Below are 24665 nucleotides of genomic sequence, written 5' to 3'. Positions count from 1 at the left end.
CGGGCCGAATTCTACCCGAATTGGAAAATTCTACTCGAATTGACGACGATCTCAGAATGTCCCGGCCGGTCTGGCCGGGACGCGAAGCATGGCTTCGTCTCAGATCTGCCGTTCGACCATCTTGAGCTTGAGCTCGGCGATGGCTTCCGCGGGGTTCAGGCCCTTCGGGCAGGCCTTGGCGCAGTTCATGATGGTGTGGCAGCGGTAGAGCCGGAACGGATCCTCGAGATCGTCGAGCCGCTCGCCGGTCGCTTCATCCCGCGAATCGGACACCCAGCGGTTGGCCTGGAGCAGGGCGGCGGGGCCGAGGTAGCGTTCGCTGTTCCACCAATAGCTCGGGCACGAGGTCGAGCAGCAGGCGCAGAGGATGCACTCGTAGAGGCCGTCGAGCTTCTCGCGGTCCTCGTGGCTCTGGCGCCATTCCTTCTGCGGCGTCGGCGAAGTCGTCTTCAGCCACGGCTCGATCGAGGCGTATTGCGCGTAGAAATTGGTCAGATCGGGGACGAGATCCTTCACCACCGGCTGGTGCGGCAGCGGGTTGATCTTCACCGCGCCGTCCTTGACGTCATGCATCGAGCGGGTGCAGGCCAGCGTGTTCTGGCCGTCGATGTTCATGGCGCAGGAGCCGCAGACGCCTTCGCGGCAGGAGCGGCGGAAGGTCAGCGACGGGTCGATGTGGTTCTTGATCCAGATCAGGCCGTCCAGCACCATCGGACCGCAATCATTGGTGTCGACGTAATAGGTGTCGACGCTCGGATTCTTGCCGTCGTCCGGATTCCAGCGATAGACCCGGAATTCGCGAACCTCTGTCGCGCCCGCGGGCTTCGGCCAGGTCTTGCCGCCTGAAATCTTGGAGTTCTTCGGAAGTGCGAATTCAACCATTTCGATAGGGCCTTCGCTGTTCGCTCAGTACACGCGCGCCTTCGGCGGGATGTACTGCACGTCGTTGGTCATGGTGTAGTCGTGAACCGGGCGATACTCGATCCTGACCTTGCCGGTATCGTCCAGCCAGGCCAGCGTGTGCTTCATCCAATTCTTGTCGTCGCGCTCGGAGAAGTCCTCGCGGGCATGGGCGCCGCGGCTCTCGGTGCGGTTGGCGGCGGAATTCATCGTCACCACCGCCTGCGAGATCAGATTGTCGAATTCGAGCGTCTCGACGAGGTCCGAATTCCACACCAGCGAGCGGTCGGACACGGCGATGTCGGTGATGCCGCTGTGGACCTTCGCGATCAGGTTCTGGCCTTCGCTCAGGACCTCGCCGGTGCGGAACACCGCGCAATTGCTCTGCATCACGTGCTGCATGCCCTCGCGCAGTTTTGCGGTCGGCGTGCCGCCGGAGGCGTAGCGGTAATGGTCGAGCCGGCCGAGCGCGAGCTCGGCCGAGTTCGCCGGCAGTTCGGGCTGCTTGGCGTTGGGGGTGAGCTTCTCGGCGAGGCGGAGCGCCGCGGCGCGGCCGAACACGACGAGGTCGATCAGCGAGTTGGAGCCGAGGCGGTTGGCGCCGTGCACGGAGACGCAGGCGGCTTCGCCGATCGCCATCAGGCCGGGAATCACCGCGTTGTCGTCGCCGTCCTTCTTGGTCAGGACTTCGCCGTGATAATTCGTGGGGATGCCGCCCATGTTGTAGTGCACGGTCGGCACGATCGGAATCGGCTCGCGCGTCACGTCGACATTGGCGAAGATCTTTGCGGATTCGGAGATGCCCGGCAGCCGCTCGGCCAGCACGGCCGGGTCGAGATGGTCGAGGTGCAGGAAGATGTGGTCCTTCTTCTTGCCGACGCCGCGTCCCTCGCGGATTTCGATGGTCATCGCGCGCGAGACGACGTCGCGCGAGGCGAGGTCCTTGGCCGACGGCGCATAGCGCTCCATGAAGCGCTCGCCCTCGGAATTGACGAGATAGCCGCCTTCGCCGCGCGCGCCTTCGGTGACGAGACAGCCCGAGCCGTAGATGCCGGTCGGGTGGAACTGGACGAACTCCATGTCCTGCATCGGCAGGCCGGCGCGCAGCACCATGCCGCCACCGTCGCCGGTGCAGGTGTGCGCCGAGGTGCAGGAGGCGTAGGCGCGGCCGTAGCCGCCGGTCGCCAGGATCACGGTCTGGGCGCGGAAGCGGTGCAGCGTGCCGTCATCGAGCTTGAGCGCGATGACGCCGCGGCAAGTGCCCTGGTCGTCCATGATCAGGTCGATGGCGAAGAACTCGATGAAGAACTCGGCCGCGTGGCGCAGCGACTGGCCATACATCGTGTGCAGCATGGCGTGACCGGTGCGGTCGGCGGCGGCGCAGGTGCGCTGCGCCTGGCCCTTGCCGTAGTCCATGGTCATGCCGCCGAACGGACGCTGATAGATCTTGCCGTCCTCGGTGCGCGAGAACGGCACGCCCCAATGCTCGAGCTCGTAGACCGCCTCGGGCGCGTTGCGCACCATATATTCGATCGCGTCCTGGTCGCCGAGCCAGTCCGACCCCTTCACGGTGTCGTACATGTGCCAGCGCCAGTCGTCCTTGTGCATGTTGCCGAGCGAAGCCGAGATGCCGCCCTGCGCTGCGACCGTGTGCGAGCGGGTCGGAAACACCTTGGTGATGCAGGCGGTGCGCAGGCCCGCCTCGCTGCAGCCGACCACGGCGCGCAGGCCGGCGCCGCCGGCGCCGACCACGACGACGTCATAGGTATGGTCTTCGATCGGATAGGCTTTGCCGTTGGTGGCGGGAGCGCCGTTGCCCGAGCCATTCGTTGTGGTGGCCATGGGTTACACTCCGGATGACAGTTTCAAGATCGCGTAGGTCGAGGCGAGCGCCACGGCGAACGAGAAGAAGTTGTTGAGCATGATCGCGGTGAGCTTCAGCTTCTCGTTATGGACGTAGTCCTCGATCACGACCTGCATGCCGATCTTCATGTGCCAGGCGCTGGCGAGAATGAAGAGCAGCAGAATCACCGCGACGGGAATGGAGCTCAGGGTCTGCGCAGCGTAGACCTGGTTGCGACCGAGCAGCATCATGATGATCACCAGCCCCGGGATCATCAGCAGCGTCATGGCAACGCCGGTGATGCGCTGGCGCCAGAAATCGGACGTGCCGGAATGCGCGGCGCCGAGATTGCGGACGCGGCCGAGCGGAGTGCGCATGCTGCGCTTGGGCGTATCGCTTCCGCTCATCGTCCGCCTCCGATTGCATAGGCGATGATCCAGACCAGCACCGTCAACGCGATGCCGCCGATCAGCGCGCCCCAGGTCAGGGCTTCCCGCTCATTGGCCTTGAAGCCGTAGCCGAGGTCCCAGACGAAATGCCGGATGCCGCTGAGCATATGGTGCATCAAGGCCCAGGTGTAGCCGAACACGATCAGCCGGCCGATGATGCTCCCCGAGAAGGCCTGGACGTGGGCATAGGCGGCCGGGCCGGAGGCCGCGGCAACCAGCCACCAGACCAGCAGCAGGGTTCCGACATAGAGGGCGATACCGGTGGCGCGATGGACGATGGACATGGCCATCGTCAGGGTCCAGCGGTACACTTGCATGTGTGGCGAGAGCGGTCGTTCGATCCGTGCGGTCATGGGCTTTGATGTTGTATGGCGGCCCAGCAGGGGGCGCGCGGGGATCGGAAAGGTCGGCTCTATTTACGGAGTCGACTTCGCTGGCGCAATCACCAATTCGCCATAAATCGAACGTCGGTTCAGCTCTAGAGCCTTGATGAAACAAGGCCAATCAGCGGCTTGGTATACCAGAGCCTAGGTCCGCCAGATAACCAATGAATCAAATTTCACTTCTTTTGGTGCATCGAGGCACATTGAAATTACTATTGGAACGCCTCTAAGCGAACTGGCTCGCGCGTCGTTCGAACCAGTGAGCTCATGATGTCGGAAGTCGCCTCGACCAACCCCAATGCGGTCGCCAATTCCGCCATGCGCACTGATTTTCCGCGCGGCGGCGGATATGCGCCACCTGCATCCCACCCAAGCCGGCAGGCGCGCCGTGTCGACCCCGGCAAGGCAGATCTCCTACAGCTGGACCTGTAGCCAAATCCGAGCCGACCTTTCGGCGGTGCTGCCGGGGCAGGCCGGGTGATTGCAGGTCTTGATATCAAAGAGATCATCGAGCTCGCGCTGTTGCTGATCGCAACGGGCGCGCTCTCGGGCTTTCTGGCCGGCGTGTTCGGCATCGGCGGCGGCGCGATTCTGGTGCCGGTGCTCTACGAATGCTTCCGCATCGTTGGCGTGCCCCTGGAGGTGCGGATGCCGCTCTGCATCGGCACCTCGCTTGCCATCATCATCCCGACTTCGCTTCGCTCGTTCCAGGCGCACTACCGGCGCGGCGCGGTCGATATGGCGATCCTCCGCCTCTGGTGGCTGCCGATCGTCCTCGGCGTCATCGCCGGCAGCGTGGTGGCACGCTACGCGCCGGAGCGGCTGTTCAAGATCGTCTTCGTCTGCGTCGCCTACGCCGCTGCGGCGCGGCTGATCTTCGCGCGTGAGACCTGGAAGCTCGGCGGCGACATGCCGCAGGGATTGTTGATGCGCGCCTACGGCTTCTGCGTCGGCATTCTCTCGACCTTGATGGGAATCGGCGGCGGCTTGTTCTCGAACCTGTTGATGACCTTCTACGGCCGTCCGATCCACCAGGCGGTCGCAACCTCGTCGGCGCTGGCAGTGCTGATCTCGATTCCCGGCGCGGTCGGTTACATCTATGCCGGCTGGCCGGCATCGGCGACCTATCCGGCCGTCGCCGCGCTGCAAATCCCGTTCGCGCTCGGCTACGTCTCGCTGATCGGCGCCGTGCTGGTGATGCCAATGAGCCTCGTGACGGCGCCGCTGGGCGTGAGAGCCGCGCATGCGATGTCGAAGCGCACGCTGGAAGTGGCGTTCGGGTGCTATCTATTTATCGTCGGCAGCCGGTTTGTGGTGAGCCTGGTGGGTGGGATGTGAGCGTGACCTCGTAGGGTGGGTTAGCTCGCGGCTGTGCGAAGCACAGTCCGCTAGCGTAACCCACCACTTCTGTCACCGCGGAGACTCAAGAGGTGGGTTACGCCATCGGCTAACCCACCCTACGAATTAGGAGCCCTCACTTCTTCGCGTAAATATCCTTGTACGTATCCCGCAGGATGTTCTTCTGCACCTTGCCCATGGTGTTGCGCGGCAGCTCGTCGACGACGAAGACGCGCTTGGGCATCTTGAATTTTGCCAGACGGCCGTCGAGCGCCTTTAGGACCGCGGCTTCGGTGACATCCGCGCCCTTGCAGACCAGGACGGCGGTGACGCCCTCGCCGAAATCGGCATGGGGCACGCCGATCACGGCGGATTCGATCACGCCCGGCATGGCGTCGATCTCGCTCTCGATCTCCTTGGGATAGACGTTGAAACCGCCGGAGATGACGAGATCCTTGCCGCGGCCGAGGATATGGACGTAGCCCTTGGCGTCGATCTTGCCGAGGTCGCCGGTGATGAAGAAGCCGTCGTCACGGAATTCGGCCTTGGTCTTCTCCGGCATGCGCCAGTAACCCCTAAAGACGTTCGGGCCCTTCACCTCGATCATGCCGATCTCTTCACGCGGCAGCTCTTTTCCCGTCTCGGGTTCGGTCACGCGCACGGAAACGCCGGGCAGCGGAAAGCCCACTGCGCCGGGCACGCGCTCGCCGTCGTAAGGATTCGACGTGTTCATGTTGGTCTCGGTCATGCCGTAGCGCTCGAGCACGGCGTGTCCGGTGCGCGCCGACCATTCGCGGTGGGTCTCGGCCAGCAGCGGCGCCGAGCCCGAGATGAACAGCCGCATATGCTTGGTCGTGTCGTGCGACAGCGCCGGATTTTGCAGAAGCCGCGTGTAGAAGGTCGGCACGCCCATCAGCACGGTCGCGCGCGCCATCAGCTTGATGATGAGATCCGGATCGAGCTTCGGCAGGAAGATCATCGAGGCCCGTGCGAACAGCGTCACGTTGGTCGCCACGAACAGGCCGTGGGTGTGATAGATCGGCAGTGCGTGGATCAAGACGTCCTGGTCGGTGAAGCGCCAATAACCGACGAGCGAGAGCGAGTTCGAGGCGAGATTGTCGTGGCTGAGCATCGCGCCCTTGGAACGGCCCGTGGTGCCCGAGGTGTAGAGGATCGCAGCAAGATCGTCGTTCGCGCGCGGCACCGTCGCAAACTCGCTGCTGGCCTTCGCGGCGGCCTCCGTCAGCGAGCCTTTGCCGTCGGGTCCGAGCGTCTCGACCTTGGCCTTCACCTTGGCAGCGATCGGGGCGAGCCCTTCCGCCTTCGAGGGATCGCAGACCACGAGTGACGGCTCGGCATCGCCGATGAAGTAATCGAGCTCGTTCAGCGTATAGGCGGTGTTGAGCGGCAAATAGACCGCGCCGGCCCGCACCGTGCCGAGATAGAGCACGATGTTGGCGACGGATTTCTCCACCTGCACCGCGACGCGGTCGCCCGGCTTCACGCCGCGCGCAACCAGCACGTTTGCCATCTGCCCCGCCCGCGCGATCAAATCGCCATAGCTGATATGAGCGCCGTCATGCGTCTCGATTGCGAGGCGTTTGGGATCGTCCAGGTCGTCGAACAGGCGGGAAAACAGGTTGGCGTTGGCAGCTGGGTTCATGCAACATTCCTCGCCGGCGAAGGCCGGTCAAAACCGAGGGCTGGATTAGCAAAAACCGCCCCGATGAAGCAACGGAGACAGTTTGCATGACCAAAAACGGGAAACGCGTGGCCTGGGTGACGGGTGGTGGCAGCGGGATCGGAGAGGCCGGCGCCGAGGCGTTAGCGGCCGACGGCTGGACGGTGGTGGTGTCCGGCCGGCGAAAGGACGCCCTGAATACAGTGGTTGCGAAGATCACCGGGGCTGGTGGGGCGGCCGAGGCCATTGCGCTGGACGTCTCCAACGCCAGTGCGGCCCAGAAGGCCGCCGATCAGATCGTCGCCAAGCACGGCCGCATCGACCTCCTGGTCAACAATGCCGGCATCAATGTCCCCAGGCGCAGCTGGAAGGATATGGAACTGGAGGGCTGGGACCAGCTGGTCCAGGTCAATCTCAACGGCGTGCTCTACTGCATGCGCGCGGTGCTGCCGACGATGCGCAAGCAGCAGGACGGCGCGATCATCAACGTCTCGTCCTGGGCCGGGCGCCACGTCTCCAAGATGCCGGGCCCGGCCTACACCACGACCAAGCATGCGGTGCTGGCGCTGACCCATTCCTTCAACATGGACGAATGCGTCAACGGCCTGCGCGCCTGCTGCCTGATGCCGGGCGAGGTGGCCACCCCAATCCTGAAGCTGCGCCCGGTGGTGCCCAGCGATGAGGAGCAGGCCAGGATGCTGCAGTCCGAAGATCTCGGCCGCACCATCGCGTTCATTGCCAGCATGCCGGCGCGTGTTTGCATCAACGAGGTGCTGATCAGCCCGACGCACAATCGCGGGTTTATTCAGACGCCGAACAACAGGGATTGAGGCGATACTGTCTCAACGGGCACACTGCCGTAGGGTGGGCAAAGGCGCGAAGCGCCGTGCCCACCATCTCTCTCGATCACGACAACTGCGTGGGCACGCTTGCGCTTTGCCCACCCTACAGCACCGTCCGCTTGGCGCTCGCCCGCATCACACGAACATCCCCGCGCATAGTTTCACGCATCACAAAGAATTTTTCCCCGAAACCGCATCGCGAACCCTCCCGTAGTTCGGTCCAACGACGGCACTGCTGCATCACCCTCGACTGTCGCAGTCGCCGTTGTTGCCCCAACTCAACGCTGGCTATCGCCGGTACCAATTCAATCGGGAGACTTTCCATGTCGAAGCGCATTGCCTATCTCGCCGCCGCCGCCTTCAGCGCCCTGGCCATCACCGCGACCGTCGTCGCGCCCGTCAGTGCCGAGGAGAAGACCGTCATGGTCGGCGGCGCCGCGATGTTCCCGTCGAAGAACATCGTCCAGAACGCGGTCAACTCGAAGGACCACACCACGCTGGTGGCGGCCGTGAAGGCGGCAGGCTTGGTGCCGACGCTGGAAAGCAAAGGTCCGTTCACGGTGTTCGCGCCCACCAACGCCGCCTTCGGCAAGCTGCCGGCCGGCACCGTCGACAATCTGGTCAAGCCCGAGAACAAGGCCACGCTGACCAAGATCCTCACCTACCATGTCGTGCCCGGCAAGCTCGAAGCCTCCGACCTCACCGAGGGCAAGAAGCTGAAGACCGCCGAGGGCGAGGAACTGACGGTCAAGAAGATGGACGGCAAGACCTGGATCGTCGACGCCAAGGGCGGCACCTCGATGGTGACGATCTCCAACGTCAACCAGTCGAACGGCGTCATCCATGTGGTCGACACCGTGCTGATGCCGGCGTCGTAACACCACGCGCTCCTGTTTCATCCCCGGAACAGGATGCGTCGAGACGGCGAGCCGGGGGTGCCCGGCTCGCATTATTTTGACCGAGATAGCCCGCCGGCATGGATTCGATAGCGGATGGGCGTAACGAAAACGGAAGTCCCGGCGTATAATTGCAGTCACACGACGTTCAGGACGGAACCACCATGGCGAGCCTCACAGTCACCGACGAGCAGGTCGGGGCCACCAAGGCCAAAGTGATCCAGCCGGCCTGGGTCCGGATCATGCACTGGGTGAACGCCCTTGCCATGATCCTGATGATCCTGTCGGGCTGGCAGATCTACAACGCCTCGCCGCTGTTCGGCTTCACCTTCCCACGCGAGTACACGCTGGGCGGCTGGCTCGGCGGCGGCCTGCTCTGGCATTTCGCCGCGATGTGGCTGTTGATGATCAATGGCCTTGCCTATCTCGTCACCGGCTTTGCCACCGGTCGCTTCCGGAAAAAGCTGTTCCCGATCACCCCGTCAGGCGTGCTCCACGACGTCAGGGCTGCCCTGACCTTCAAGCTCGGCCACGATGATCTCACCGTCTACAACTACGTGCAGCGCCTGCTCTATGCCGGCATCATCGTGGTCGGCGTGCTGATCGTGCTCACCGGGCTCGGCATGTGGAAGCCGGTGCAGCTCTATTATCTCGTCGCGCTGTTCGGCGATTATCCGACCGCGCGCTACATCCACTTCTTCTGCATGGCCGCGATCTGCGCATTCCTCGTCATTCACGTTCTGCTCGCGCTGCTGGTACCGAAGAGCCTGCGCGCCATGATCATCGGTCGCTAGAGGAGGAGAATATGGCCAAGCGTTCATTCCTGATCCCCGGCGTCGACAAGCGGTTGCTGATCAAGGACTCCATCAAGACCATGCCTGATGTCACCCGCCGCCGCTTCATCGCGGGCGGCGCCAGCTTGGGTGCGCTGACGCTGCTGACCGGCTGTGACGTCATCGATTCCTCGTCGGCCGAGGAGATGCTGAAGCAGGTCTCGAAATTCAACGACGCGGTGCAGGCCTTCATCTTCAATCCCGACGCGCTGGCGCCGACCTTCCCCGAGAGCGCGATCACAAAACCGTTCCCGTTCAACGCCTATTACGATCTCGACGACGCGCCCGACGTCGACGGTAAAGATTGGAAGCTTGAGGTTGGCGGCCTCGTCGACAACAAGAAGTCCTGGACGCTGGACGAGCTCTACAAGTTGCCGCAGGTCACGCAAATCACGCGGCACATCTGCGTCGAGGGCTGGAGCGCGATCGGCAGCTGGACCGGCACGCCCTTGCGCGATTTCCTCAAGCTGATCGGCGCCGACACGCGCGCGAAATATGTCTGGTTCCAGTGCGCCGACAAGGACGGCTACAATTCGCCGCTCGACATGCGCAGCGCACTGCATCCGCAGACCCAGATGACGTTCAAATATGCGGGCGAGATTCTGCCGCGTGCCTACGGCTTCCCCATGAAGATCCGCGTGCCGACCAAGCTCGGCTTCAAGAACCCGAAATACGTGGTGTCGATGGAAGTCACCAACGATTACAAGGGCGGCTATTGGGAAGACCAGGGGTATAATTCGTTTAGTGGGAGCTGAGGCACGCTGCCGTAGGGTGGATTAGCCTTGCGAATGCGCGAAGCGCACTTCGCGAGGCGTAATCCACCTCTTTGATGTCCGCAGTGACAGAAGTGGTGGGTTACGCCGAGCAGATGCGCTTCGCGTATCTGCAGGGCTAACCCACCCTACGGCACCGGTTGCTTGGCCGGCCCCACCTTGCGCTGGCACAACGCCGCCACCGCGCCGAGCGCCAGCAATGCGGCCGAAACATTCAGCGCGTAACCCAAGCTCCCCAGCGCGTCCGTGATGGCGCCGACCACGATCGGCCCGAGCGTCTGGCCGACACCGAACGAGATCGTCATCGCCGCGATCGCGGTCGGCCATACCTCCGGCGGATAGTTGAAGCGCACGAAGGCGGTGGTCGAGCCGACCACGGCGAAGAAGGCGACGCCGAACACCAGCGCGGAGACCGCCAGCCAGGCCGGCGAATGCCCGAGCATCGGCAGGGCCGCACCCAGCGCATTGGTGCCGAGGATGATGGCGGTGGCAAGCCCGCCGCGGTCGAGCGCCAGCACGCCGCGCCAGGCCCAGGGCGTCGCGAAGGCGGACAGGCCAATCAGGCTCCAGAACGCGGCCTGTGCCGCGGCGCCGCCGCCGCCATCGCGCACATAGGCGATCATGAAGGTCATGTAGGCGATGTAGCCGGCGCCGAACAGGAAGTAGCCGGCGAGATAGATCAGCACGGGCAAAATCGCGAACGCGGCGTGGCCGCCTTCCGAGAAGCGGACGCTGCTTTCGATGCGGATCAGGAACAGCGGGATCGTCATCGCGACGGACAGCAGCGCCAGCGCCCACCAGACGATCCACCATGAGCCCGGCCCGAAATATTGCAGCGTGAACGGGGCGATCAGCCCCGAGGACAGAATCCCGATGCCGGGCCCGGCATAGAACAGGCTCAGCAGGAAATTGGCCCGCTCCGGGCGTGACTGGGCGATGGTCGCAGCCAGCGCGCCGCCGGCGACGAAGCCGGCCGCAGCGCCAAGACCCAGCACCAGGCGGGCCAGGCTCAGCGCGACGAAATTCCCCGTCAGCGCGCAGGTGGCGAGTGCAGCGACGCAGGCGAGGGTTCCGCCGCGGATCGCCGCCGCCCAGCCGACACGCTGGATCAGGCGGGACGCCACGAGCGCGCCGACGAGATAGCCGACGGCATTGATGGTGTTCATGAATCCGGCCGCCGAGTAGGACCAGCCGAGGTCCTCCCGCATGTCGGGCAGCACCAGGGCATAGGCAAAGCGGCCGATGCCGAGCCCGACGGTGGCGGCCAGCGACAGGGTCAGGATCAGCCGCGCGAGATGCGCCTGTAGCGGGGGGCGGTCAGGGGCGTGCAAGGGGGTACTCCGGCGGATCGCAGTGTGGCAGGCCCCGCCCGCCTTGCACAGCGGCGCGGCGGCAATGGTGTCTTGCCAAGTGCGCAACGCCGCTCTAGCACTCCCGCCGAAATTCGATCTCAGAGGAAACGACCATGGCGACCCACAAACTGCTGCTGCTTCCCGGCGACGGTATCGGCCCCGAGGTGATGGGCGAGGTGAAGCGGCTGATCGACTGGCTCAATTCGGCCGGGATCGCCAAGTTCGAGACGGACAGCGGCCTCGTCGGCGGCTCCGCCTATGACGCGCACAGGGTGTCGATCTCCGAGGGCGACATGGCCAAGGCGCTGGCCGCCGACGCCATCATCTTCGGCGCGGTCGGTGGCCCGAAGTGGGATGCGGTTCCTTACGAGGTGCGTCCCGAAGCCGGCCTGCTGCGCCTGCGCAAGGATCTCGCTCTGTTCGCGAACCTGCGTCCCGCAATGTGCTACCCGGCGCTTGCGGAGGCATCGAGCCTGAAGCGCGAGGCGGTCGAAGGCCTCGACATCATGATCGTGCGCGAGCTCACCGGCGGTGTCTATTTCGGCGAACCCAAGACCATCACCGATCTCGGCAACGGCCAGAAGCGCGCCGTCGATACCCAGGTCTACGACACCTATGAGATCGAGCGCATCGGCCGCGTCGCCTTCGAGCTTGCCAGGAAGCGCAAGAACAAGGTGACGTCGATGGAGAAGCGCAACGTCATGAAGTCGGGCGTGCTCTGGAACGAGGTCATGACCCAGGTCCACAAGCGCGAATATCCTGATGTCACGCTCGAGCACCAGCTCGCCGATTCCGGCGGCATGATGCTGGTGAAATGGCCGAAGCAGTTCGACGTCATCGTCACCGACAATCTGTTCGGCGACATGCTGTCCGACATCGCGGCGATGCTGACGGGATCGCTCGGCATGCTGCCCTCGGCCTCGCTCGGCGAGGTCGACGTCAAGAGCAAGAAGCGCAAGGCGCTGTACGAGCCCGTGCACGGCTCGGCCCCTGATATCGCTGGCAAGGGCCTCGCCAATCCGATTGCGATGATCTCGTCCTTCGGCATGGCGCTGCGCTATTCCTTCGACATGGGCGCGCTGGCCGACAAGGTCGACGCCGCGATCGCCGCGGTGCTCGCCAGCGGCCTGCGCACCGCCGACATCAAGTCGGAAGGCACCACCGCCGTCTCGACCACGCAGATGGGCGAGGCGATCCTGAAGGAATTGCAGAAGCTGCACGCGTAAGGCTTGCACCGCCATCGTAGGGTGGGCAAAGCGCAAGCGTGCCCACGCATTTTTCGCGATCGAGAGAGATGGTGGGCACGGCGCAAGGGCGCCTTTGCCCACCCTACGGCACTTGCTTGTGGAGCCGCCTCATGGACACACCCCGCCCCAAGATCGCGGAAACCATCGTCCATGAAACGGTGCGCCTGCGCGAGGCGCAGATCGGGCGCCGTTGCGAGGTGCTCGCGAATACGCGCATCGAATATGCCTCGCTCGGCGACTACTCCTATCTCGGCGAGAATTGCGACGTCGCCGACGCGGTGATCGGCAAGTTCACGGCGATCGCCAATTCGGTGCGGATCGGCGCGCCGAACCATCCGATGGGCCGGCCGTCGCAACATCGCTTCACCTATGTCCCGGAATATTACGAGGCGGGCGTGACGCGCGACCGCGACTTCTTCGCCGACCGCCGCGGCGACCGCGTGATCGTCGGCAACGACGTTTGGATCGGCCACGCCGCCATCCTGCTGCCGGGTGTGAAGGTCGGCGACGGCGCGGTGATCGCCGCAGGCGCAGTCGTCAGCCGTGATGTCGAGCCCTACACCATCGTCGGCGGCGTTCCGGCGCGTCCGATCCGCAAGCGCTTTGACGATTCCGTTGCGGCAAGCCTGCGCCGCATCGCCTGGTGGGATTGGCCGGATCAGCTGATCTTCGCGCGCCTCGCCGATTTCCGCTCCGAGGCGATGGAAGAATTTTGCCGGCGCTATGATCCTGCGGCGAATGTGTGAGGCCCACGCATCTCAGCCAAGCAACAGGAATCGTAGGTGGGCAAAGCGCAAGTGTGCCCACGCATTTTTCACGATCGAGAGAGATCGTGGGCACGGCGCAAGGGCGCCTTTGCCCACCCTACGGCATCTCCTGAAACAAAAATGGCCGGGCATGAGCCCGGCCTTTTGATTCGAAGATATGTCCGCTCAGTACAGCGGGAAAGTCTGCGGATAGCCGCCGACATCGCTCGGCGGCGAGAGCGGCTGGCGGTCGATTGGGCGGTTGAGGTTCTCGCGGGCGAAGGACGGGTAGCCCACGGCCGGCGGGAAGGCGTAGTCGGAGAACTTGCGGTCGCCCGGATTGACCTCGGTGCCGCCGTCGAGCCAGGAGCGCTTGCTGACATAGATGCGGGTGCGGCCTTGCTGGTACACGGCGTTGGGACCGCTCGGGCCGTAATAGGGGCGGCCGCGCTCGTCATAACGCTTGGTCTTGGTGTCGGCCGAGGCCGGTGTCGCCAAACCAATGGCAGAGGACATGGCAATCACGGCGCCCGCTGCAAACAAGGTCGCCAATTTGGCAGAGAATTTCGAGCTCATCACGTCCCCTTCAAGCGGCGCACCGCCAGTCGATTTCACCCCATACTAGCCCGGCCGGGGTGAGCGCAACTAGGTCTATTGGGTCACACCGGCTCGGAATAATCGTGCGCGCCGGCAAAAGTTGCATCAATACCAGCCACTTGGCTTGATGCGGCTTACAGCGTCCCGCGCAATTGCGCGTTTGCGGCGCCGAGCAGCCAGTCCGGCGAACCCGCGAGGTCGCAAGGACGGCGCTTCAGCTCGGCATGGGCGAACAGGTCCGCCAGCTTCGGCTCGTTGCCCGAGGTCAGCAGCGTCAACCGGTTCAGCGTACAGGCGATGGCCGCGCGCTGGGCGGGCAGGGTATCGCCCTGGCAGGAGAAGCCGGAGATCTGCAAGGCGGGCTCCTCGCTGCGCTTGAGGTAGCCGAGGCAGGCCTGCGCTCCCTTGCTTGCTGCGACCGGCCGGAACAGGGCGACGGGGCCGAATTTGGTCTCGATCAGCCCGGCCTGCTCGAGCGGGCTGGCCGCGCCCAGGCCCATCTGGACGGCGAGGTCCGCGGTCGCCGGACGTGTGACGTCGAATTCGCCGCCCTCCCGGTAAATCTCGAGCTCGGCCAGCACCTGGTCTGCGGCGCTGGTCCAGCGCATAACGTCCCTGCGGCCGCCCTCGGGATGCCTGAGGATGGTGTAAGAGGCTGTTTTCTCTGTCGAATCGAGCTTGCTGAGGGCGAAGGCCGGGCGCGAGCGGTCGGCCACGCTCCAGTCCGGTCGCGGCGTCGGTTCATCGTCGCGCCAATCGGGCAGCTGGCCGAGCGCCGCGAGGCCGAGGATGCAAAGCAGGGCGAGCGCCCCCACATAGGCGAACAGGCGCGCCAGCGTGCCGACGACCTCGTCGGCGAAGGCTGCAAGCGCCAGATGGATCTGGGTGGGGCTAACGGCCGTGCTGGCCTCAGGCGACTGCATCCATGGCCTTCAGGCATGGTCCAACGTTGTCTTGAGGCCGGTTCTCGCATAGAAGCGCTGCTCTTCCTGTTTAAGCGTCAGCTTCAGGAACGGGCTTTTTCATCGGAGAGTGAACGATGGGTTACAAAGTCGCAGTCGTCGGCGCGACCGGCAATGTCGGACGGGAAATGCTCAACATCCTCGATGAGCGCAAATTTCCCGCGGACGAGGTCGTGGCCCTGGCGTCACGCCGTAGCGTCGGCGTCGAGGTCTCCTATGGCGACCGCACCCTGAAGTGCAAGGCGCTCGAGCACTACGACTTCTCCGACGTCGATATCTGCCTGATGTCGGCGGGCGGCGAGGTGTCGAAGGAATGGTCGCCGAAGATCGGCGCCGCCGGCACTGTGGTGATCGACAATTCTTCGGCCTGGCGCATGGATCCGGACGTGCCGTTGATCGTGCCGGAAGTGAACGCTGCTGCGACGGAAGGCTTCAAGAAGAAGAACATCATCGCCAACCCGAACTGCTCGACCGCGCAGCTCGTGGTCGCGCTGAAGCCGCTGCACGACAAGGCGACCATCAAGCGCGTCGTGGTCTCGACCTATCAATCGGTGTCCGGCGCCGGCAAGGATGGCATGGACGAGCTATTCTCGCAGACCAAGGCCGTCTACACCAACCAGGAGCTGGTCAACAAAAAATTTCCGAAGCGCATCGCCTTCAACGTCATCCCCCACATCGACGTCTTCATGGAGGACGGCTACACCAAGGAAGAGTGGAAGATGATGGCGGAGACCAAGAAGATCCTTGATCCCAAGATCAAGCTCTCCGCCACCTGCGTGCGCGTGCCGGTGTTCGTCGGCCACTCCGAGGCCGTCAACATCGAGTTCGAGAATCCGATCAGCGCGGACGAAGCGCGCGACATCCTGCGCAAGGCGCCCGGCTGCCTCGTCATCGACAAGCAGGAGCCCGGCGGCTACGCCACGCCGTATGAAGCGGCCGGCGAGGACGCGACCTATATCAGCCGCATCCGCGAGGACGCGACGGTGGAGAACGGCCTCGTGCTGTGGTGCGTGTCCGACAATCTGCGCAAGGGCGCCGCGCTCAACGCGATCCAGATCGCGGAAGTCTTGATCAACCGCAAGCTGATCAGCGCGAAGAAGCAGGCGGCCTGACGCTGCCGTAGGGTGGGCAAAGGCGCGCTCTTCGCGCGCCGTGCCCACCTTCTTTCGATTGCGACAGGTGGTGGGCACGGCGCGTCGCGCCTTTGCCCACCCTACAAGAGGTGGCTTACGCCTCGCGCACGCTCTTGAATTCCTTCGCGACCTTGTCCAGCACGAACAGCGATCCCTCTGCGACGCCGAAATAGGCGCCGTGGGTCTGCATCTGGCCGCTCTCCACGGCCTTGCGCACGAACGGGAACGTCATCAGATTTTCGAGGCTGCGGAACACCGCGGCTTTCTCGATGCGCTCGACGAACTGCGCCATGGTTTCGTGCTCGCGCTGCTCGACCACCTCGCCCGGCTTGATGAACATCTGCATCCATTTGCCGATGAAGTCGCCGGGCGTGAGCGGTTCGATCTTGTCGACGAAGGCGCGGATGCCGCCGCATTGCGCATGGCCGAGCACCACGATGTGCTTCACCTTCAGCACCGTCACGGCATATTCGAGCGCCGCCGAGACGCCATGTGCGTTCTCGTCGGGCTGATAGGTCGGCACCAGATTGGCGATGTTGCGGACCACGAACAGCTCGCCCGGGCCGACGTCGAAGATCACCTCGGGCGAGACACGGCTGTCGCAGCAGCCGATCACCATCACTTCCGGCGACTGTCCCTTCAGCGAAAGTTCGCGGTAGCGGTTCTGCTCGGTCGGCAGCCGCTGGGTGGCGAAGGCCCTGTAGCCTTTCAGCAAATGCTCTGGGAATGAGGTCATGGCCTATGCCTAAACATATACCGTCGGGGCGAACAAGCCTTTCGAATAGGCAGGCCAGGTGCTATCGCCTTCGGTCAAGAGCCCGCTCGAGGAAACCGGAAGGAACGCTTGCATGACCCGCCCGCGCCGCAGCCATCTGTTCATGCCCGGCTCCAACCCACGCGCGCTGGAAAAGGCGCGCAATCTTGCCGCCGACGGCCTGATCCTCGATCTCGAGGATTCCGTCGCGCCCGATGCCAAGGCGCTGGCACGCGACGGCATCGCCGCTGCGGTTGCGGCCAAGGGTTTTGGCAGGCGCGAAATCCTGATCCGCACCAACGGCCTCGACACGCCGTGGTGGGCCGATGACGTCGCGATGGCCGCCAAGGCCTCACCGGATGGCATCCTGGTTCCAAAAGTTTCAAGCATCGAGGATCTCGACGCGATCGGCCGTCGCCTCGCCGAGCTCAGTGCGGCGCCGACCGTGAAGGTCTGGGCCATGATCGAGACCGCGTGCGCCGTGCTGCATGCCGAAGAGCTGGCTGCAGCCGGGCGTGATCCATCGCGGCGCCTGTCGGGTTTCGTGTTCGGTCCGAACGACATCTCGCGCGAGACGCGGATCCGGATGCTGCCCGGCCGCGCCGCGATGATCCCGATGATCACGCATTGCATCCTGGCGACGCGCGCCCATGGTCTCGAAATTCTCGACGGCCCCTACAGCGACATCGCCAACTCCGACGGCTTCGCCACCGAATGCGCGCAAGGCCGCGATCTCGGCTTCGACGGCAAGACGCTGATCCACCCGTCGCAGATCGACGCCTGCAACGCCATCTTCACCCCGCCCGAGGAGGAGGTTGCGCGCGCGCGAAAGATCATCGCGGCGTTCGAGCTGCCGGAAAACGCCTCGCGCGGTGCGATCCGGCTCGATGGCGCGATGGTGGAGCGCCTGCACGCCGACATGGCGCGGCGCACGATTGCAATCGCGGACGCGATCGCCGCGATGGGCAAGGGCTGAGGGGTGGGCCCAGCTCGTTCCGTCCTGCTCGATCTCGACGGAACGCTGATCGATTCCCGGCCGGGCATTGTCGCGAGCTGCTCAGCCGCATTGCGTGCGCTGGGACATGATCCCGACGGCGCGCTTGACATAACCATCGGGCCACCGCTCGAAGACATCTTGCGGGCTTTGCTTGCGGCGTACGGCGACGACCGGGTCGATGAAGCCGCCGTCGCCTATCGCGGGCACTATGGCGACACCGGTCTGCTCGGAAGCGAGGCTTATCCCGGAATCGGCGCAGCGATTGCGGATATGCGACGCGCTGGGTTGCGGATCTATCTCGCCACGTCGAAGCGCGAGGCTTTCGCGCGACGAATTTTGGAAAATCTCGATCTGGCGGCGCATTTCGACGGCGTCTACGGTTCGGTGCCGGGCGGCAAGCTTGATCACAAGCCGGAGCTGCTTGCCCACATCCTGTCCGAACGGGACATCTCCGCCTCGCACAGCCTCATGGTCGGCGATCGCCGCCACGACATCAATGGTGCTCACGCAGTCAGGATGCTTGGCCTCGGTGTGCTCTGGGGATATGGCAGCCGGGACGAGCTCGAAATGGCGGGCGCGGATCATTTGGTGGAGCGACCAGCCGACCTCGCGCGCATGGTTCTATCGATGTTGAGTGGATAGGCCCGTCTCGTGCCGACCTCAGTGCGGCGCCTCCGGCGCGGCCTCGAGATCGCTCGCGATCCCGTCGAAATCGGCGCGATCGTGTTCGAGCCTCCGCGCAAAGCGGCACATCGCAAAGGTGATGCGATGACGCAGCGGCACCAGCCTTCGGCGCGAAGTGAAAGCGAAGCGTCGAACGAGACGCGCGCCGCATCAACGTCACATCAATTACGCTAGACCCATTCTAGTTGGCTCGGTCCGCTCTGGCAGATATGCCATGCCTGTCCCCACTGCGGGGCATCAAGAAGAAAAGACTCCGGGAATAATATGCTTAGCGACTTGGGTTACTCGCGCGCATTTGGGCTCGCGTGCGTATCGATGCTGCTCGCCACGACCTCATCACTGGCGCAGCAGTCGGACCGCCAAACATCGACCGCTTCTGGCCAGCCACTCCCTCCGGTTACCGTCTCTGCACCGGAACGTCGTGCCGCTCCCGTTCGGAGGCACCGCTCGTCGAATTCACCGCGCTCTGCAACAACACGGCAGGCGGGTAGGCGCGAAAGCACGCCGATTGCGCCCGCGACGCTTGGTGCACAAAGGGCGGCGCTGCCGGTACCGTTTGTCGGTGGGCAAGTGGCGCGTGGCGGACAAGTCGGCCTGCTCGGCAACAAGGACTATATGGATACGCCGTATAGCCTCACGAGCTATACCGAGAAGACCATCCGTGATCAGCAGGCCACCAGTGTCGCTGAGGTCTTGACCAATTCCGATCCGTCGGTCCGCGCCGCAATCGGCAGCAGCAATCGCTATGACGCTCTGACGATTCGTGGCTTCCGGGTCGAAAACAGCGAGATCGCTTTGAATGGCCTGTACGGCCTCGTGCCGGCCTACCGAATCAACCCTGCGCCGATCGAGCGCATCGAGTTGCTGAAGGGACCCGCGGCTTTCCTCAACGGCATGGCGCCGTCGGGCAGTATCGGTGGCAGTGTCAATGTCGTGACCAAGCGGGCCAGTGAAGACTTCACCCGACTTACTGCCGGCTACATGTCCAATGCGCGGTTTGGCACTGAGGTCGATGTGGCCCGTCGCTATGGTGAGCAAAGGGAATGGGGCGTGCGGTTCAACGGTGGAATCGACGGCGGGAATACGACGATCGACCGTCAGTCGGTGCGCGACGGAATCGGTTCGCTTGGCGTTGACTATCGCGGCGAACGGTTCAGGTGGTCGGCCGATATCATCTATCAGGACGACTGGATGAAGGCCGCCGCACGTGGCTACACGCCCGTCACCGGCATCGCAGTCCCCAATGCCCCGGACCCTCGGATCAATCTCGCTCAGCCATTCGACTACGCGCGAGCGAAGAGCCTGACAGGGCTGACGCGGGCTGAGTATGATCTCTCGAACAATGTCACGGTCTTTGGGGCGATCGGCGGAAACCAGTTCAGCTTTGACAAGCGGGAAGCGCCAGGCGCCACACTTCTCAACACTGCGGGCGACGCGCTCTCGACCTCACGCTTCCAGACCGGAAAGTCTGAGAGCGTGTCGGGCGAAGCTGGTGTGAGGGCCCGTTTCGACACGGGGACGATTAGTCACGAGGTGGTTGTCAGCGGCAGCGCTCTGAACCACACCGATTGGCTCGGTCAGACCAACTACGGAAACTATCTCACCAAAATCTATACGCCGACCATTCTCGCGAGCCCGGGGGCCGCGGTATCCTCGTTTCCGGAAGGGAAGTCGGCCTTCCTTGGGCTCCGAAGCGTTGGCGTCGCTGATACTCTGTCCATGATGAGCGGAATGCTCCAGGTCATCGTCGGCGCCCGGCAACAACGGGTGATCGCGAACGACTATGACACGGTGAGCGGGCTGGAAACGACCCACTACGATCAAAGCGCCACGTCACCCTCCGTCGCGCTGTTGGTGCGACCGATCAGGGAAGTATCGTTCTATGCGAGTTATATCGAGGGCCTGACGCCCGGGCCAACGCCTCCGTCCGGTGCAGCCAACACGAACGCCGTGTTTGCGCCCTTCAAGACCAAGCAGTACGAGGTTGGGACCAAGCTCGATCTCGGACGCTTCGGCGCTAGCCTGGCGGCATTCCAGATCAGCTTGCCGAGCGGCGTCATTGACCCGATCACCAAGATCTACAGTCTTGACGGCGAGCAGAGGAATCGCGGCATTGAACTCAACACCTTCGGCGAGGTGACCACAGGTCTCCGCGTCTTGGGCGGTGTGACCTATCTCGATGCGCGGCTCACGAAGACCGATGGCCACCTCCATGACGGGAACCATGCGATCGGCGCGCCAGGATGGCAGAGCAATCTCGGCATCGAGTGGGATGCGCCATTCCTGCCCGGATTGACGGCCACAGCCCGCACCATTTACACCAGCAGGGCCTATGTCAGCGCTGATAACATTCAAAGCGTGCCGGCTTGGATCACCTTTGACGTTGGCGCGCGCTATGCGACCAGCTTGGCAGGGCGGCCCACCACGTTCCGGGCTGCCGTCACCAATCTGTTCGACAACCGCTATTGGATCGGCAATCCGACCGGCTACGTGATCAGCGGCATGCCGCGAACGCTGTGGCTATCGATGTCCGTGGACTTCTAGAGCGGAACGAACTTTTGGTTGGCCGATGGCCCAGAACGCCTCTCCCCGCTGGCGACTAGGGGTAGGTGGTGCACCGCGGACAAGGAATTCTCACGCGCCGCCTCAGCGCGGCGCGAGATCCGCGCGATCGAGCGACTCCAGGGTCGAGGCATTGGCGCAGAAGCCGTGGTAGTTCTCCGCGGCGGTGCCGGCGGCCAGCTCGCGGTCGCATTGTCCCTTGTGATTGCAGAGCGAGCAGACGCGCTCCAGGTCACGCAACAACAGCGGCTGCGCGCGGCCGAGGCCTTCGGCGTTGATGCCGAGCTGCTCCAGCATCTTCGCCAATTCGTCGGCGGCGTGCTTGCCGTGACGAACCAGCTCCTCCAGATCGTCGGGCGCGATCCTGAGATCGCTGGCGATCCGGTCGAAATCGGCGCGATCGAGCCGCCGTATCTCGTTCATCTCGCGGCGATGCTTCAGCCAGTCGGCAAAGGAGTCGATGAGGTCCTGGAGGACGGGATAAGGCCTGCTTGCGGTGCTCATGGACAGCTCCTTCGGACAGCGGAATTGGAGCGAATTAAGCACAATGATGCAGGAGCGCGTTGCGCTGGATCAAACTGGGAAGCGCTGTAAAGCTCGTGTCCCGGACGCGCCGCAGCGTGCAACGCTGCTGCGCAGAGCCGGGACCCATCTCACCGCTATGCTGGGCCCCGGCTCAGCGGCGCATCACCAAGGGGTGCTGCGCTGCGTCCGGGGCACGAGAGCTAAGCGAACCGCTCCGCCGCCCACGCATACAGACTGCCCGGGATCGGCTTCTCGCCGCCGCGGCCCTTGGGCGAGATGTGCAGGCCGATGATTTCGGGGTCGGTGACGAGGCCGAGATAGCTCGAGGGATCGAAGAACAGTTTCGGTTCGGCATGCACGGCGTAGAACGACTGCTTCGGCAGCGCGCAAGCGAGCTCGCCGGTGCGGCGCGCCAGCGCCGTGAGCGCTGCCGGGCCATAGATCGCAACGCGGATGTCGGAGAGGCGGCTCGAGCCGCCACGCAGGCGGCGCATCATGAAGGTGATGCGGTGGCGCACCGACAGCCAGTTCGGCGTCAGCTCCTCCTGCTCCATCAGCTCCTCGAAGGCGGCGATGATGCCGTGTTCGGCCGGCAGATAGATCACGGAATTGCCGAGCTGGCGCGGCCGCTCCCAGGCGAAATAGGGTTTTGCCGGATCGATCTCGACGGGCCTCAAGAGCAGCACGTCGGCGTCGAGCCAGAGGCCGAGGCCCTTCGCCATCAGCTTCATGCGGAAGAAATCGCTGAACTGAAGCGTGGTCCAGTCGCGCCAGCTGCCGTCCGGCTGCGGTGGCCGCAACCGTTCGGAGAATGCGTGCGGCAGGATCGCTTCGGCTTCCGCGTTGGCGACGCCGGCGGGAAGGCCGGGAATGGTGTCGAAGCTGTAAACCGTGACCCTGTGGCCGGCCGCCAGCTGCGAGCGCAGACAGGTCTGGCGCAGCGCGTCCATCGGGCCATGCCAGAAGGTGACGATCTCGGGGCGCATGCTCGAACACTAGGAGATAATCAGGACAAAGAAAAAGCCCCGGCGCTGACAGCACCGGGGCTCGAACCAAAAACTGCGATCAGGCCCAGGCGCGTTCGCGCTTGAGCTTGTCTTCGTAGGTATCGATCGAGGCTTTCTTCTCCATCGTGAGACCGATGTCGTCGAGGCCGTTGATCAGGCAGTGCTTGCGGAACGGGTCGATCTCGAACTTGACCTTGCCGCCGTCGGGACCGCGGATCTCCTGGTTCGGCAGGTCGATTGTCAGCGTCGCGTTGGCGCCGCGCTCGGCGTCGTCGAACAACTTGTCGAGGTCTTCCTGCGAAACGCGGATCGGCAGAATGCCGTTCTTGAAGCAGTTGTTGTAGAAGATATCGCCGAACGAGGTCGAGATCACGCAGCGGATGCCGAAATCGAGCAGCGCCCAGGGCGCGTGCTCGCGGCTCGAGCCGCAGCCGAAATTATCGCCGGCGACCAGCACCTTGGCATTGCGATAGGCCGGCTGGTTGAGGACGAAATCCGGGTTCTCGCTGCCATCGTCCTTGTAGCGCTGCTCGGAGAAGAGCCCCTTGCCAAGGCCGGTGCGCTTGATGGTCTTCAGGTACTGCTTCGGAATGATCATGTCGGTGTCGACATTGATGATCTTCAGCGGCGCCGCGACGCCTTCCAGCGTGGTGAACTTGTCCATGGTTGCGCTTTCCCGGATAGGTCTAGGGAACAGGTATCTATCGCGATCGGGGCGGGAATCCTAGGCCGAATTGGGCAGATCTACTCTGCCTTGGCCTCAATCGCGGCCATATCGTCGTCCGAGAGGCCGAAATGGTGGCCGATCTCGTGGATCAGGACGTGGCGGACGATGTGGCCGAGGCTCTCGTCGTGCTCGGCCCAATAGTCCAGGATCGGTCGGCGGTAGAGCCAGACCATGTTGGGCAGCCGCGCCACGTCGCCAAGGCTCTGCTGCGGCAGGCCAATGCCCTGGAACAGCCCGAGCAGGTCGAACTCGCTCTCGCACTCCATCTCGTCCAGCACTTCCTCGGTCGGGAAGTCGTCGACGCGGATGATCACGCCCTCGCAGAGCTTGCGAAATTCCGCCGGCAGGGCCTCGAAGATCTCGTGCGCCGTCGCTTCCATCTCGGCCAGCGAGGGAGCTTTCAATTCCGTCCACATGCCACCCTCTTAGCGCGGGTTCCTTGGCGATGCATCCCGCTTTATAAGCGCGGCGAGGTTGACGGGCGCTTCCAAAACGGGGAGCGTGGGGTCTCGAACGGACGTTTCAGGTGGGCGGAAAAATGCGAGCGAAAACAGCGCTGACGCTACTGTGCATGGGGTTGTTTTCGCAGTTTTGCGTTGGCGCCGAGGCCCAGACGGCGAGCCCCGGGATCCGCCTCGCCCAAGCGGCCTCGCCGGACGATGTTCCCCGGCCACGCAAGCGACCCCCGGCGCGCTTGCGCGTCACGCCCTATTACAGCCCGGACGGCGTCTATCCGCGCTACAATCCGGGTCCGGATGCGGTCCGCGTCTGCAACGCCACCTATGTGCAGGAATTCCGGCCGAGCGGCACGGTGATCGTGCCGCGCGTGAGCTGCTACTGGCGCCGTGGCTGAGGCCCGGCTCGATGCCCCGCCAACGAAATAGCGTGGCACTGGCCGTCGCCGTCGCACTTGCCGCTGGCCTGCCTCGCGCGTTCGCAGCGCCGCGGGTGACGGTGCCGGAGGCCTCGGCGGGGATCGCGGTTTTCGACGCGCGGCGACCAGTGCGAACCCATCACATGGCGCGGCCTGCTGTACGTCGCGATCCACGCTATTACGCGCGGCCCGTCTATTACCGTCCCTACCCTTACGGCGTGCCCGCACCGTTCGTGTTCGGCTACGGGCCGTTCTGGTGACGCCTAGCCGGCGGGCGCAAATCCCTTGACCAGCAGCACGGTCGCCGGCCTTGCGGTCACGCGAGATCTCTTCGTATTCGGGCGAGTTCGAGAAGGCGAGGAAGGCGGCCTCGTCGGGAAACGACATCATGACAAGCTTGTCATGCGGCCATGCGCCTTCCAGCACGCGCGGGCGCTCATCGGCGGCGAGCAGCCGCCCATTGTACTTCCTGAAGACATCGAAGAACCGCGCCTGATAGCGGTCATAGGCCGCGCGGTCCGTCATCTTCAATTGCGCAATCGCGTAGACTGTCATTCCAA

27 protein-coding genes and 1 pseudogene are annotated in these 24665 nt (G+C 64.0%); 13 read left to right on the top strand and 15 right to left on the bottom strand.

What is annotated here, in order from left to right; all coding sequences use genetic code 11:
* Positions 1-99: 99 nt before the first annotated feature.
* From IVA79_RS30155 to sdhC, 4 genes are read right to left on the bottom strand one after another with little or no spacing between them, the layout of a single operon-like run.
* On the bottom strand, positions 100-882 hold the full coding sequence (locus tag IVA79_RS30155) for a succinate dehydrogenase iron-sulfur subunit (RefSeq protein WP_247559954.1): 783 nt from the start codon (positions 880-882) through the stop codon (positions 100-102).
* A gap of 24 nt (positions 883-906) precedes the next feature.
* Entirely contained in the window at positions 907-2742 is a 1836-nt protein-coding gene (gene sdhA / locus IVA79_RS30150; RefSeq protein ID WP_247559951.1) for a succinate dehydrogenase flavoprotein subunit, read from the bottom strand.
* A 3-nt stretch (positions 2743-2745) separates the two neighbouring features.
* The gene (sdhD, locus tag IVA79_RS30145; RefSeq protein ID WP_247559949.1) at positions 2746-3150 is read right to left on the bottom strand and encodes a succinate dehydrogenase, hydrophobic membrane anchor protein; all 405 of its coding nucleotides are present in this window, start codon (positions 3148-3150) and stop codon (positions 2746-2748) included.
* The gene (gene sdhC, locus IVA79_RS30140; protein ID WP_247559947.1) at positions 3147-3545 is read right to left on the bottom strand and encodes a succinate dehydrogenase, cytochrome b556 subunit; all 399 of its coding nucleotides are present in this window, start codon (positions 3543-3545) and stop codon (positions 3147-3149) included. Before sdhC ends, sdhD begins: the two co-directional genes overlap by 4 nt.
* 507 nt (positions 3546-4052) lie before the next feature.
* Here sdhC and IVA79_RS30135 point away from each other — a divergent pair.
* A complete protein-coding gene (locus tag IVA79_RS30135) occupies positions 4053-4913 on the top strand; it encodes a sulfite exporter TauE/SafE family protein (RefSeq protein ID WP_247559945.1) in 861 nt (286 codons plus the stop codon).
* 136 nt (positions 4914-5049) lie between these two features.
* Here the strand turns inward: IVA79_RS30135 and IVA79_RS30130 are convergent, their stop codons facing one another.
* Positions 5050-6576: a malonyl-CoA synthase gene (locus IVA79_RS30130; RefSeq protein ID WP_247559942.1), complete on the bottom strand. Its 1527-nt coding sequence runs from the start codon at positions 6574-6576 to the stop codon at positions 5050-5052.
* Between the two features lie 86 nt (positions 6577-6662).
* On the opposite strand from IVA79_RS30130, the gene IVA79_RS30125 reads away from it, so the two are divergent.
* The 4 genes from IVA79_RS30125 (at position 6663) to IVA79_RS30110 (ending at position 9920) form a co-directional block, all read left to right on the top strand.
* Positions 6663-7424, top strand: a complete 762-nt coding sequence (locus tag IVA79_RS30125) for an SDR family NAD(P)-dependent oxidoreductase (RefSeq protein WP_247559940.1) — start codon at positions 6663-6665, stop codon at positions 7422-7424.
* A gap of 335 nt (positions 7425-7759) precedes the next feature.
* Positions 7760-8314, top strand: a complete 555-nt coding sequence (locus IVA79_RS30120) for a fasciclin domain-containing protein (RefSeq protein ID WP_247559938.1) — start codon at positions 7760-7762, stop codon at positions 8312-8314.
* A gap of 182 nt (positions 8315-8496) precedes the next feature.
* Positions 8497-9126, top strand: a complete 630-nt coding sequence (locus IVA79_RS30115; RefSeq protein WP_247559936.1) for a cytochrome b/b6 domain-containing protein — start codon at positions 8497-8499, stop codon at positions 9124-9126.
* Positions 9127-9137: 11 nt separating this feature from the next.
* Entirely contained in the window at positions 9138-9920 is a 783-nt protein-coding gene (locus tag IVA79_RS30110; RefSeq protein WP_247559934.1) for a molybdopterin-binding protein, read from the top strand.
* Positions 9921-10066: 146 nt separating this feature from the next.
* On the opposite strand, the gene IVA79_RS30105 is transcribed toward IVA79_RS30110, so the two are convergent.
* Positions 10067-11269: a YbfB/YjiJ family MFS transporter gene (locus IVA79_RS30105; RefSeq protein ID WP_247559932.1), complete on the bottom strand. Its 1203-nt coding sequence runs from the start codon at positions 11267-11269 to the stop codon at positions 10067-10069.
* Positions 11270-11403: 134 nt separating this feature from the next.
* On the opposite strand from IVA79_RS30105, the gene leuB reads away from it, so the two are divergent.
* Both leuB and IVA79_RS30095 read left to right on the top strand, forming a co-directional pair.
* Entirely contained in the window at positions 11404-12516 is a 1113-nt protein-coding gene (leuB, locus tag IVA79_RS30100; protein ID WP_247559930.1) for a 3-isopropylmalate dehydrogenase, read from the top strand.
* 131 nt (positions 12517-12647) lie between these two features.
* Entirely contained in the window at positions 12648-13283 is a 636-nt protein-coding gene (locus tag IVA79_RS30095) for a DapH/DapD/GlmU-related protein (RefSeq protein WP_247559928.1), read from the top strand.
* 186 nt (positions 13284-13469) lie between these two features.
* Here IVA79_RS30095 and IVA79_RS30090 read toward each other — a convergent pair whose 3' ends face one another.
* Both IVA79_RS30090 and IVA79_RS30085 read right to left on the bottom strand, forming a co-directional pair.
* Positions 13470-13859 (bottom strand): hypothetical protein, encoded by a 390-nt coding sequence (locus IVA79_RS30090; RefSeq protein WP_247559926.1) that lies wholly within the window; start codon positions 13857-13859, stop codon positions 13470-13472.
* Between the two features lie 155 nt (positions 13860-14014).
* Positions 14015-14803, bottom strand: coding sequence for a hypothetical protein (locus tag IVA79_RS30085; protein ID WP_247559924.1), 789 nt, complete (start codon positions 14801-14803; stop codon positions 14015-14017).
* Between the two features lie 116 nt (positions 14804-14919).
* On the opposite strand from IVA79_RS30085, the gene IVA79_RS30080 reads away from it, so the two are divergent.
* On the top strand, positions 14920-15954 hold the full coding sequence (locus IVA79_RS30080; protein WP_247559921.1) for an aspartate-semialdehyde dehydrogenase: 1035 nt from the start codon (positions 14920-14922) through the stop codon (positions 15952-15954).
* 115 nt (positions 15955-16069) lie between these two features.
* Here the strand turns inward: IVA79_RS30080 and IVA79_RS30075 are convergent, their stop codons facing one another.
* Positions 16070-16711 (bottom strand): carbonic anhydrase, encoded by a 642-nt coding sequence (locus IVA79_RS30075; protein WP_247559919.1) that lies wholly within the window; start codon positions 16709-16711, stop codon positions 16070-16072.
* A gap of 112 nt (positions 16712-16823) precedes the next feature.
* On the opposite strand from IVA79_RS30075, the gene IVA79_RS30070 reads away from it, so the two are divergent.
* The gene (locus IVA79_RS30070; protein ID WP_247559917.1) at positions 16824-17705 is read left to right on the top strand and encodes a CoA ester lyase; all 882 of its coding nucleotides are present in this window, start codon (positions 16824-16826) and stop codon (positions 17703-17705) included.
* A 3-nt stretch (positions 17706-17708) separates the two neighbouring features.
* Entirely contained in the window at positions 17709-18368 is a 660-nt protein-coding gene (locus IVA79_RS30065; protein ID WP_247559915.1) for an HAD hydrolase-like protein, read from the top strand.
* Between the two features lie 18 nt (positions 18369-18386).
* Here the strand turns inward: IVA79_RS30065 and IVA79_RS36865 are convergent, their stop codons facing one another.
* Complete coding sequence (locus tag IVA79_RS36865; protein WP_256465669.1) at positions 18387-18509, bottom strand: hypothetical protein; 123 nt, start codon at positions 18507-18509, stop codon at positions 18387-18389.
* 216 nt (positions 18510-18725) lie between these two features.
* Here IVA79_RS36865 and IVA79_RS30060 point away from each other — a divergent pair, with 216 nt between their 5' ends.
* Positions 18726-20954 (top strand): TonB-dependent siderophore receptor, encoded by a 2229-nt coding sequence (locus IVA79_RS30060; protein WP_247559913.1) that lies wholly within the window; start codon positions 18726-18728, stop codon positions 20952-20954.
* A gap of 102 nt (positions 20955-21056) precedes the next feature.
* On the opposite strand, the gene IVA79_RS30055 is transcribed toward IVA79_RS30060, so the two are convergent.
* The 4 genes from IVA79_RS30055 to IVA79_RS30040 all read right to left on the bottom strand — a co-directional run bounded on the left by IVA79_RS30055 (position 21057) and on the right by IVA79_RS30040 (position 23647).
* Positions 21057-21476, bottom strand: coding sequence for a hypothetical protein (locus IVA79_RS30055; protein WP_247559911.1), 420 nt, complete (start codon positions 21474-21476; stop codon positions 21057-21059).
* A gap of 221 nt (positions 21477-21697) precedes the next feature.
* On the bottom strand, positions 21698-22483 hold the full coding sequence (locus tag IVA79_RS30050; RefSeq protein WP_247559909.1) for a hypothetical protein: 786 nt from the start codon (positions 22481-22483) through the stop codon (positions 21698-21700).
* Positions 22484-22562: 79 nt separating this feature from the next.
* Entirely contained in the window at positions 22563-23168 is a 606-nt protein-coding gene (gene leuD, locus IVA79_RS30045; RefSeq protein ID WP_008539074.1) for a 3-isopropylmalate dehydratase small subunit, read from the bottom strand.
* Between the two features lie 80 nt (positions 23169-23248).
* On the bottom strand, positions 23249-23647 hold the full coding sequence (locus IVA79_RS30040; protein ID WP_247559907.1) for a metallopeptidase family protein: 399 nt from the start codon (positions 23645-23647) through the stop codon (positions 23249-23251).
* A gap of 155 nt (positions 23648-23802) precedes the next feature.
* Here IVA79_RS30040 and IVA79_RS30035 point away from each other — a divergent pair, with 155 nt between their 5' ends.
* Together IVA79_RS30035 and IVA79_RS30030 are read left to right on the top strand one after the other, a co-directional pair.
* Positions 23803-24084, top strand: coding sequence for a hypothetical protein (locus tag IVA79_RS30035; protein WP_247559971.1), 282 nt, complete (start codon positions 23803-23805; stop codon positions 24082-24084).
* 32 nt (positions 24085-24116) lie between these two features.
* Positions 24117-24365 carry a hypothetical protein gene (locus IVA79_RS30030; RefSeq protein ID WP_247559905.1) on the top strand — a complete coding sequence of 83 codons (249 nt, stop codon included), beginning with the start codon at positions 24117-24119 and terminating at the stop codon, positions 24363-24365.
* 3 nt (positions 24366-24368) lie between these two features.
* Here the strand turns inward: IVA79_RS30030 and IVA79_RS30025 are convergent.
* Positions 24369-24660 (bottom strand): annotated as a pseudogene (locus IVA79_RS30025) (DUF1330 domain-containing protein).
* Between the last annotated feature and the right edge of the window lie 5 nt (positions 24661-24665).

It is taken from the genome of Bradyrhizobium sp. 138, assembly GCF_023074075.1.
Lineage (GTDB): Bacteria > Pseudomonadota > Alphaproteobacteria > Rhizobiales > Xanthobacteraceae > Bradyrhizobium.
The sequence above is the reverse complement of the archived record's forward strand: the minus strand, read 5'-3'. Positions and strand labels throughout refer to the sequence as shown.

Excerpts from the sequence above, each read along its gene's own strand:
- IVA79_RS30155 (WP_247559954.1), bottom strand. The coding sequence starts at position 882 with ATGGTTGAATTCGCACTTCCGAAGAACTCCAAGATTTCAGGCGGCAAG.
- sdhA (WP_247559951.1), bottom strand. The coding sequence starts at position 2,742 with ATGGCCACCACAACGAATGGCTCGGGCAACGGCGCTCCCGCCACCAAC.
- sdhD (WP_247559949.1), bottom strand. The coding sequence starts at position 3,150 with ATGAGCGGAAGCGATACGCCCAAGCGCAGCATGCGCACTCCGCTCGGC.
- sdhC (WP_247559947.1), bottom strand. The coding sequence starts at position 3,545 with ATGACCGCACGGATCGAACGACCGCTCTCGCCACACATGCAAGTGTAC.
- IVA79_RS30130 (WP_247559942.1), bottom strand. The coding sequence starts at position 6,576 with ATGAACCCAGCTGCCAACGCCAACCTGTTTTCCCGCCTGTTCGACGAC.
- IVA79_RS30125 (WP_247559940.1), top strand. The coding sequence starts at position 6,663 with ATGACCAAAAACGGGAAACGCGTGGCCTGGGTGACGGGTGGTGGCAGC.
- IVA79_RS30120 (WP_247559938.1), top strand. The coding sequence starts at position 7,760 with ATGTCGAAGCGCATTGCCTATCTCGCCGCCGCCGCCTTCAGCGCCCTG.
- IVA79_RS30115 (WP_247559936.1), top strand. The coding sequence starts at position 8,497 with ATGGCGAGCCTCACAGTCACCGACGAGCAGGTCGGGGCCACCAAGGCC.
- IVA79_RS30110 (WP_247559934.1), top strand. The coding sequence starts at position 9,138 with ATGGCCAAGCGTTCATTCCTGATCCCCGGCGTCGACAAGCGGTTGCTG.
- leuB (WP_247559930.1), top strand. The coding sequence starts at position 11,404 with ATGGCGACCCACAAACTGCTGCTGCTTCCCGGCGACGGTATCGGCCCC.
- IVA79_RS30095 (WP_247559928.1), top strand. The coding sequence starts at position 12,648 with ATGGACACACCCCGCCCCAAGATCGCGGAAACCATCGTCCATGAAACG.
- IVA79_RS30090 (WP_247559926.1), bottom strand. The coding sequence starts at position 13,859 with ATGAGCTCGAAATTCTCTGCCAAATTGGCGACCTTGTTTGCAGCGGGC.
- IVA79_RS30085 (WP_247559924.1), bottom strand. The coding sequence starts at position 14,803 with ATGCAGTCGCCTGAGGCCAGCACGGCCGTTAGCCCCACCCAGATCCAT.
- IVA79_RS30080 (WP_247559921.1), top strand. The coding sequence starts at position 14,920 with ATGGGTTACAAAGTCGCAGTCGTCGGCGCGACCGGCAATGTCGGACGG.
- IVA79_RS30075 (WP_247559919.1), bottom strand. The coding sequence starts at position 16,711 with ATGACCTCATTCCCAGAGCATTTGCTGAAAGGCTACAGGGCCTTCGCC.
- IVA79_RS30070 (WP_247559917.1), top strand. The coding sequence starts at position 16,824 with ATGACCCGCCCGCGCCGCAGCCATCTGTTCATGCCCGGCTCCAACCCA.
- IVA79_RS30060 (WP_247559913.1), top strand. The coding sequence starts at position 18,726 with ATGCTGCTCGCCACGACCTCATCACTGGCGCAGCAGTCGGACCGCCAA.
- IVA79_RS30055 (WP_247559911.1), bottom strand. The coding sequence starts at position 21,476 with ATGAGCACCGCAAGCAGGCCTTATCCCGTCCTCCAGGACCTCATCGAC.
- IVA79_RS30050 (WP_247559909.1), bottom strand. The coding sequence starts at position 22,483 with ATGCGCCCCGAGATCGTCACCTTCTGGCATGGCCCGATGGACGCGCTG.
- leuD (WP_008539074.1), bottom strand. The coding sequence starts at position 23,168 with ATGGACAAGTTCACCACGCTGGAAGGCGTCGCGGCGCCGCTGAAGATC.
- IVA79_RS30040 (WP_247559907.1), bottom strand. The coding sequence starts at position 23,647 with ATGTGGACGGAATTGAAAGCTCCCTCGCTGGCCGAGATGGAAGCGACG.
- IVA79_RS30035 (WP_247559971.1), top strand. The coding sequence starts at position 23,803 with ATGGGGTTGTTTTCGCAGTTTTGCGTTGGCGCCGAGGCCCAGACGGCG.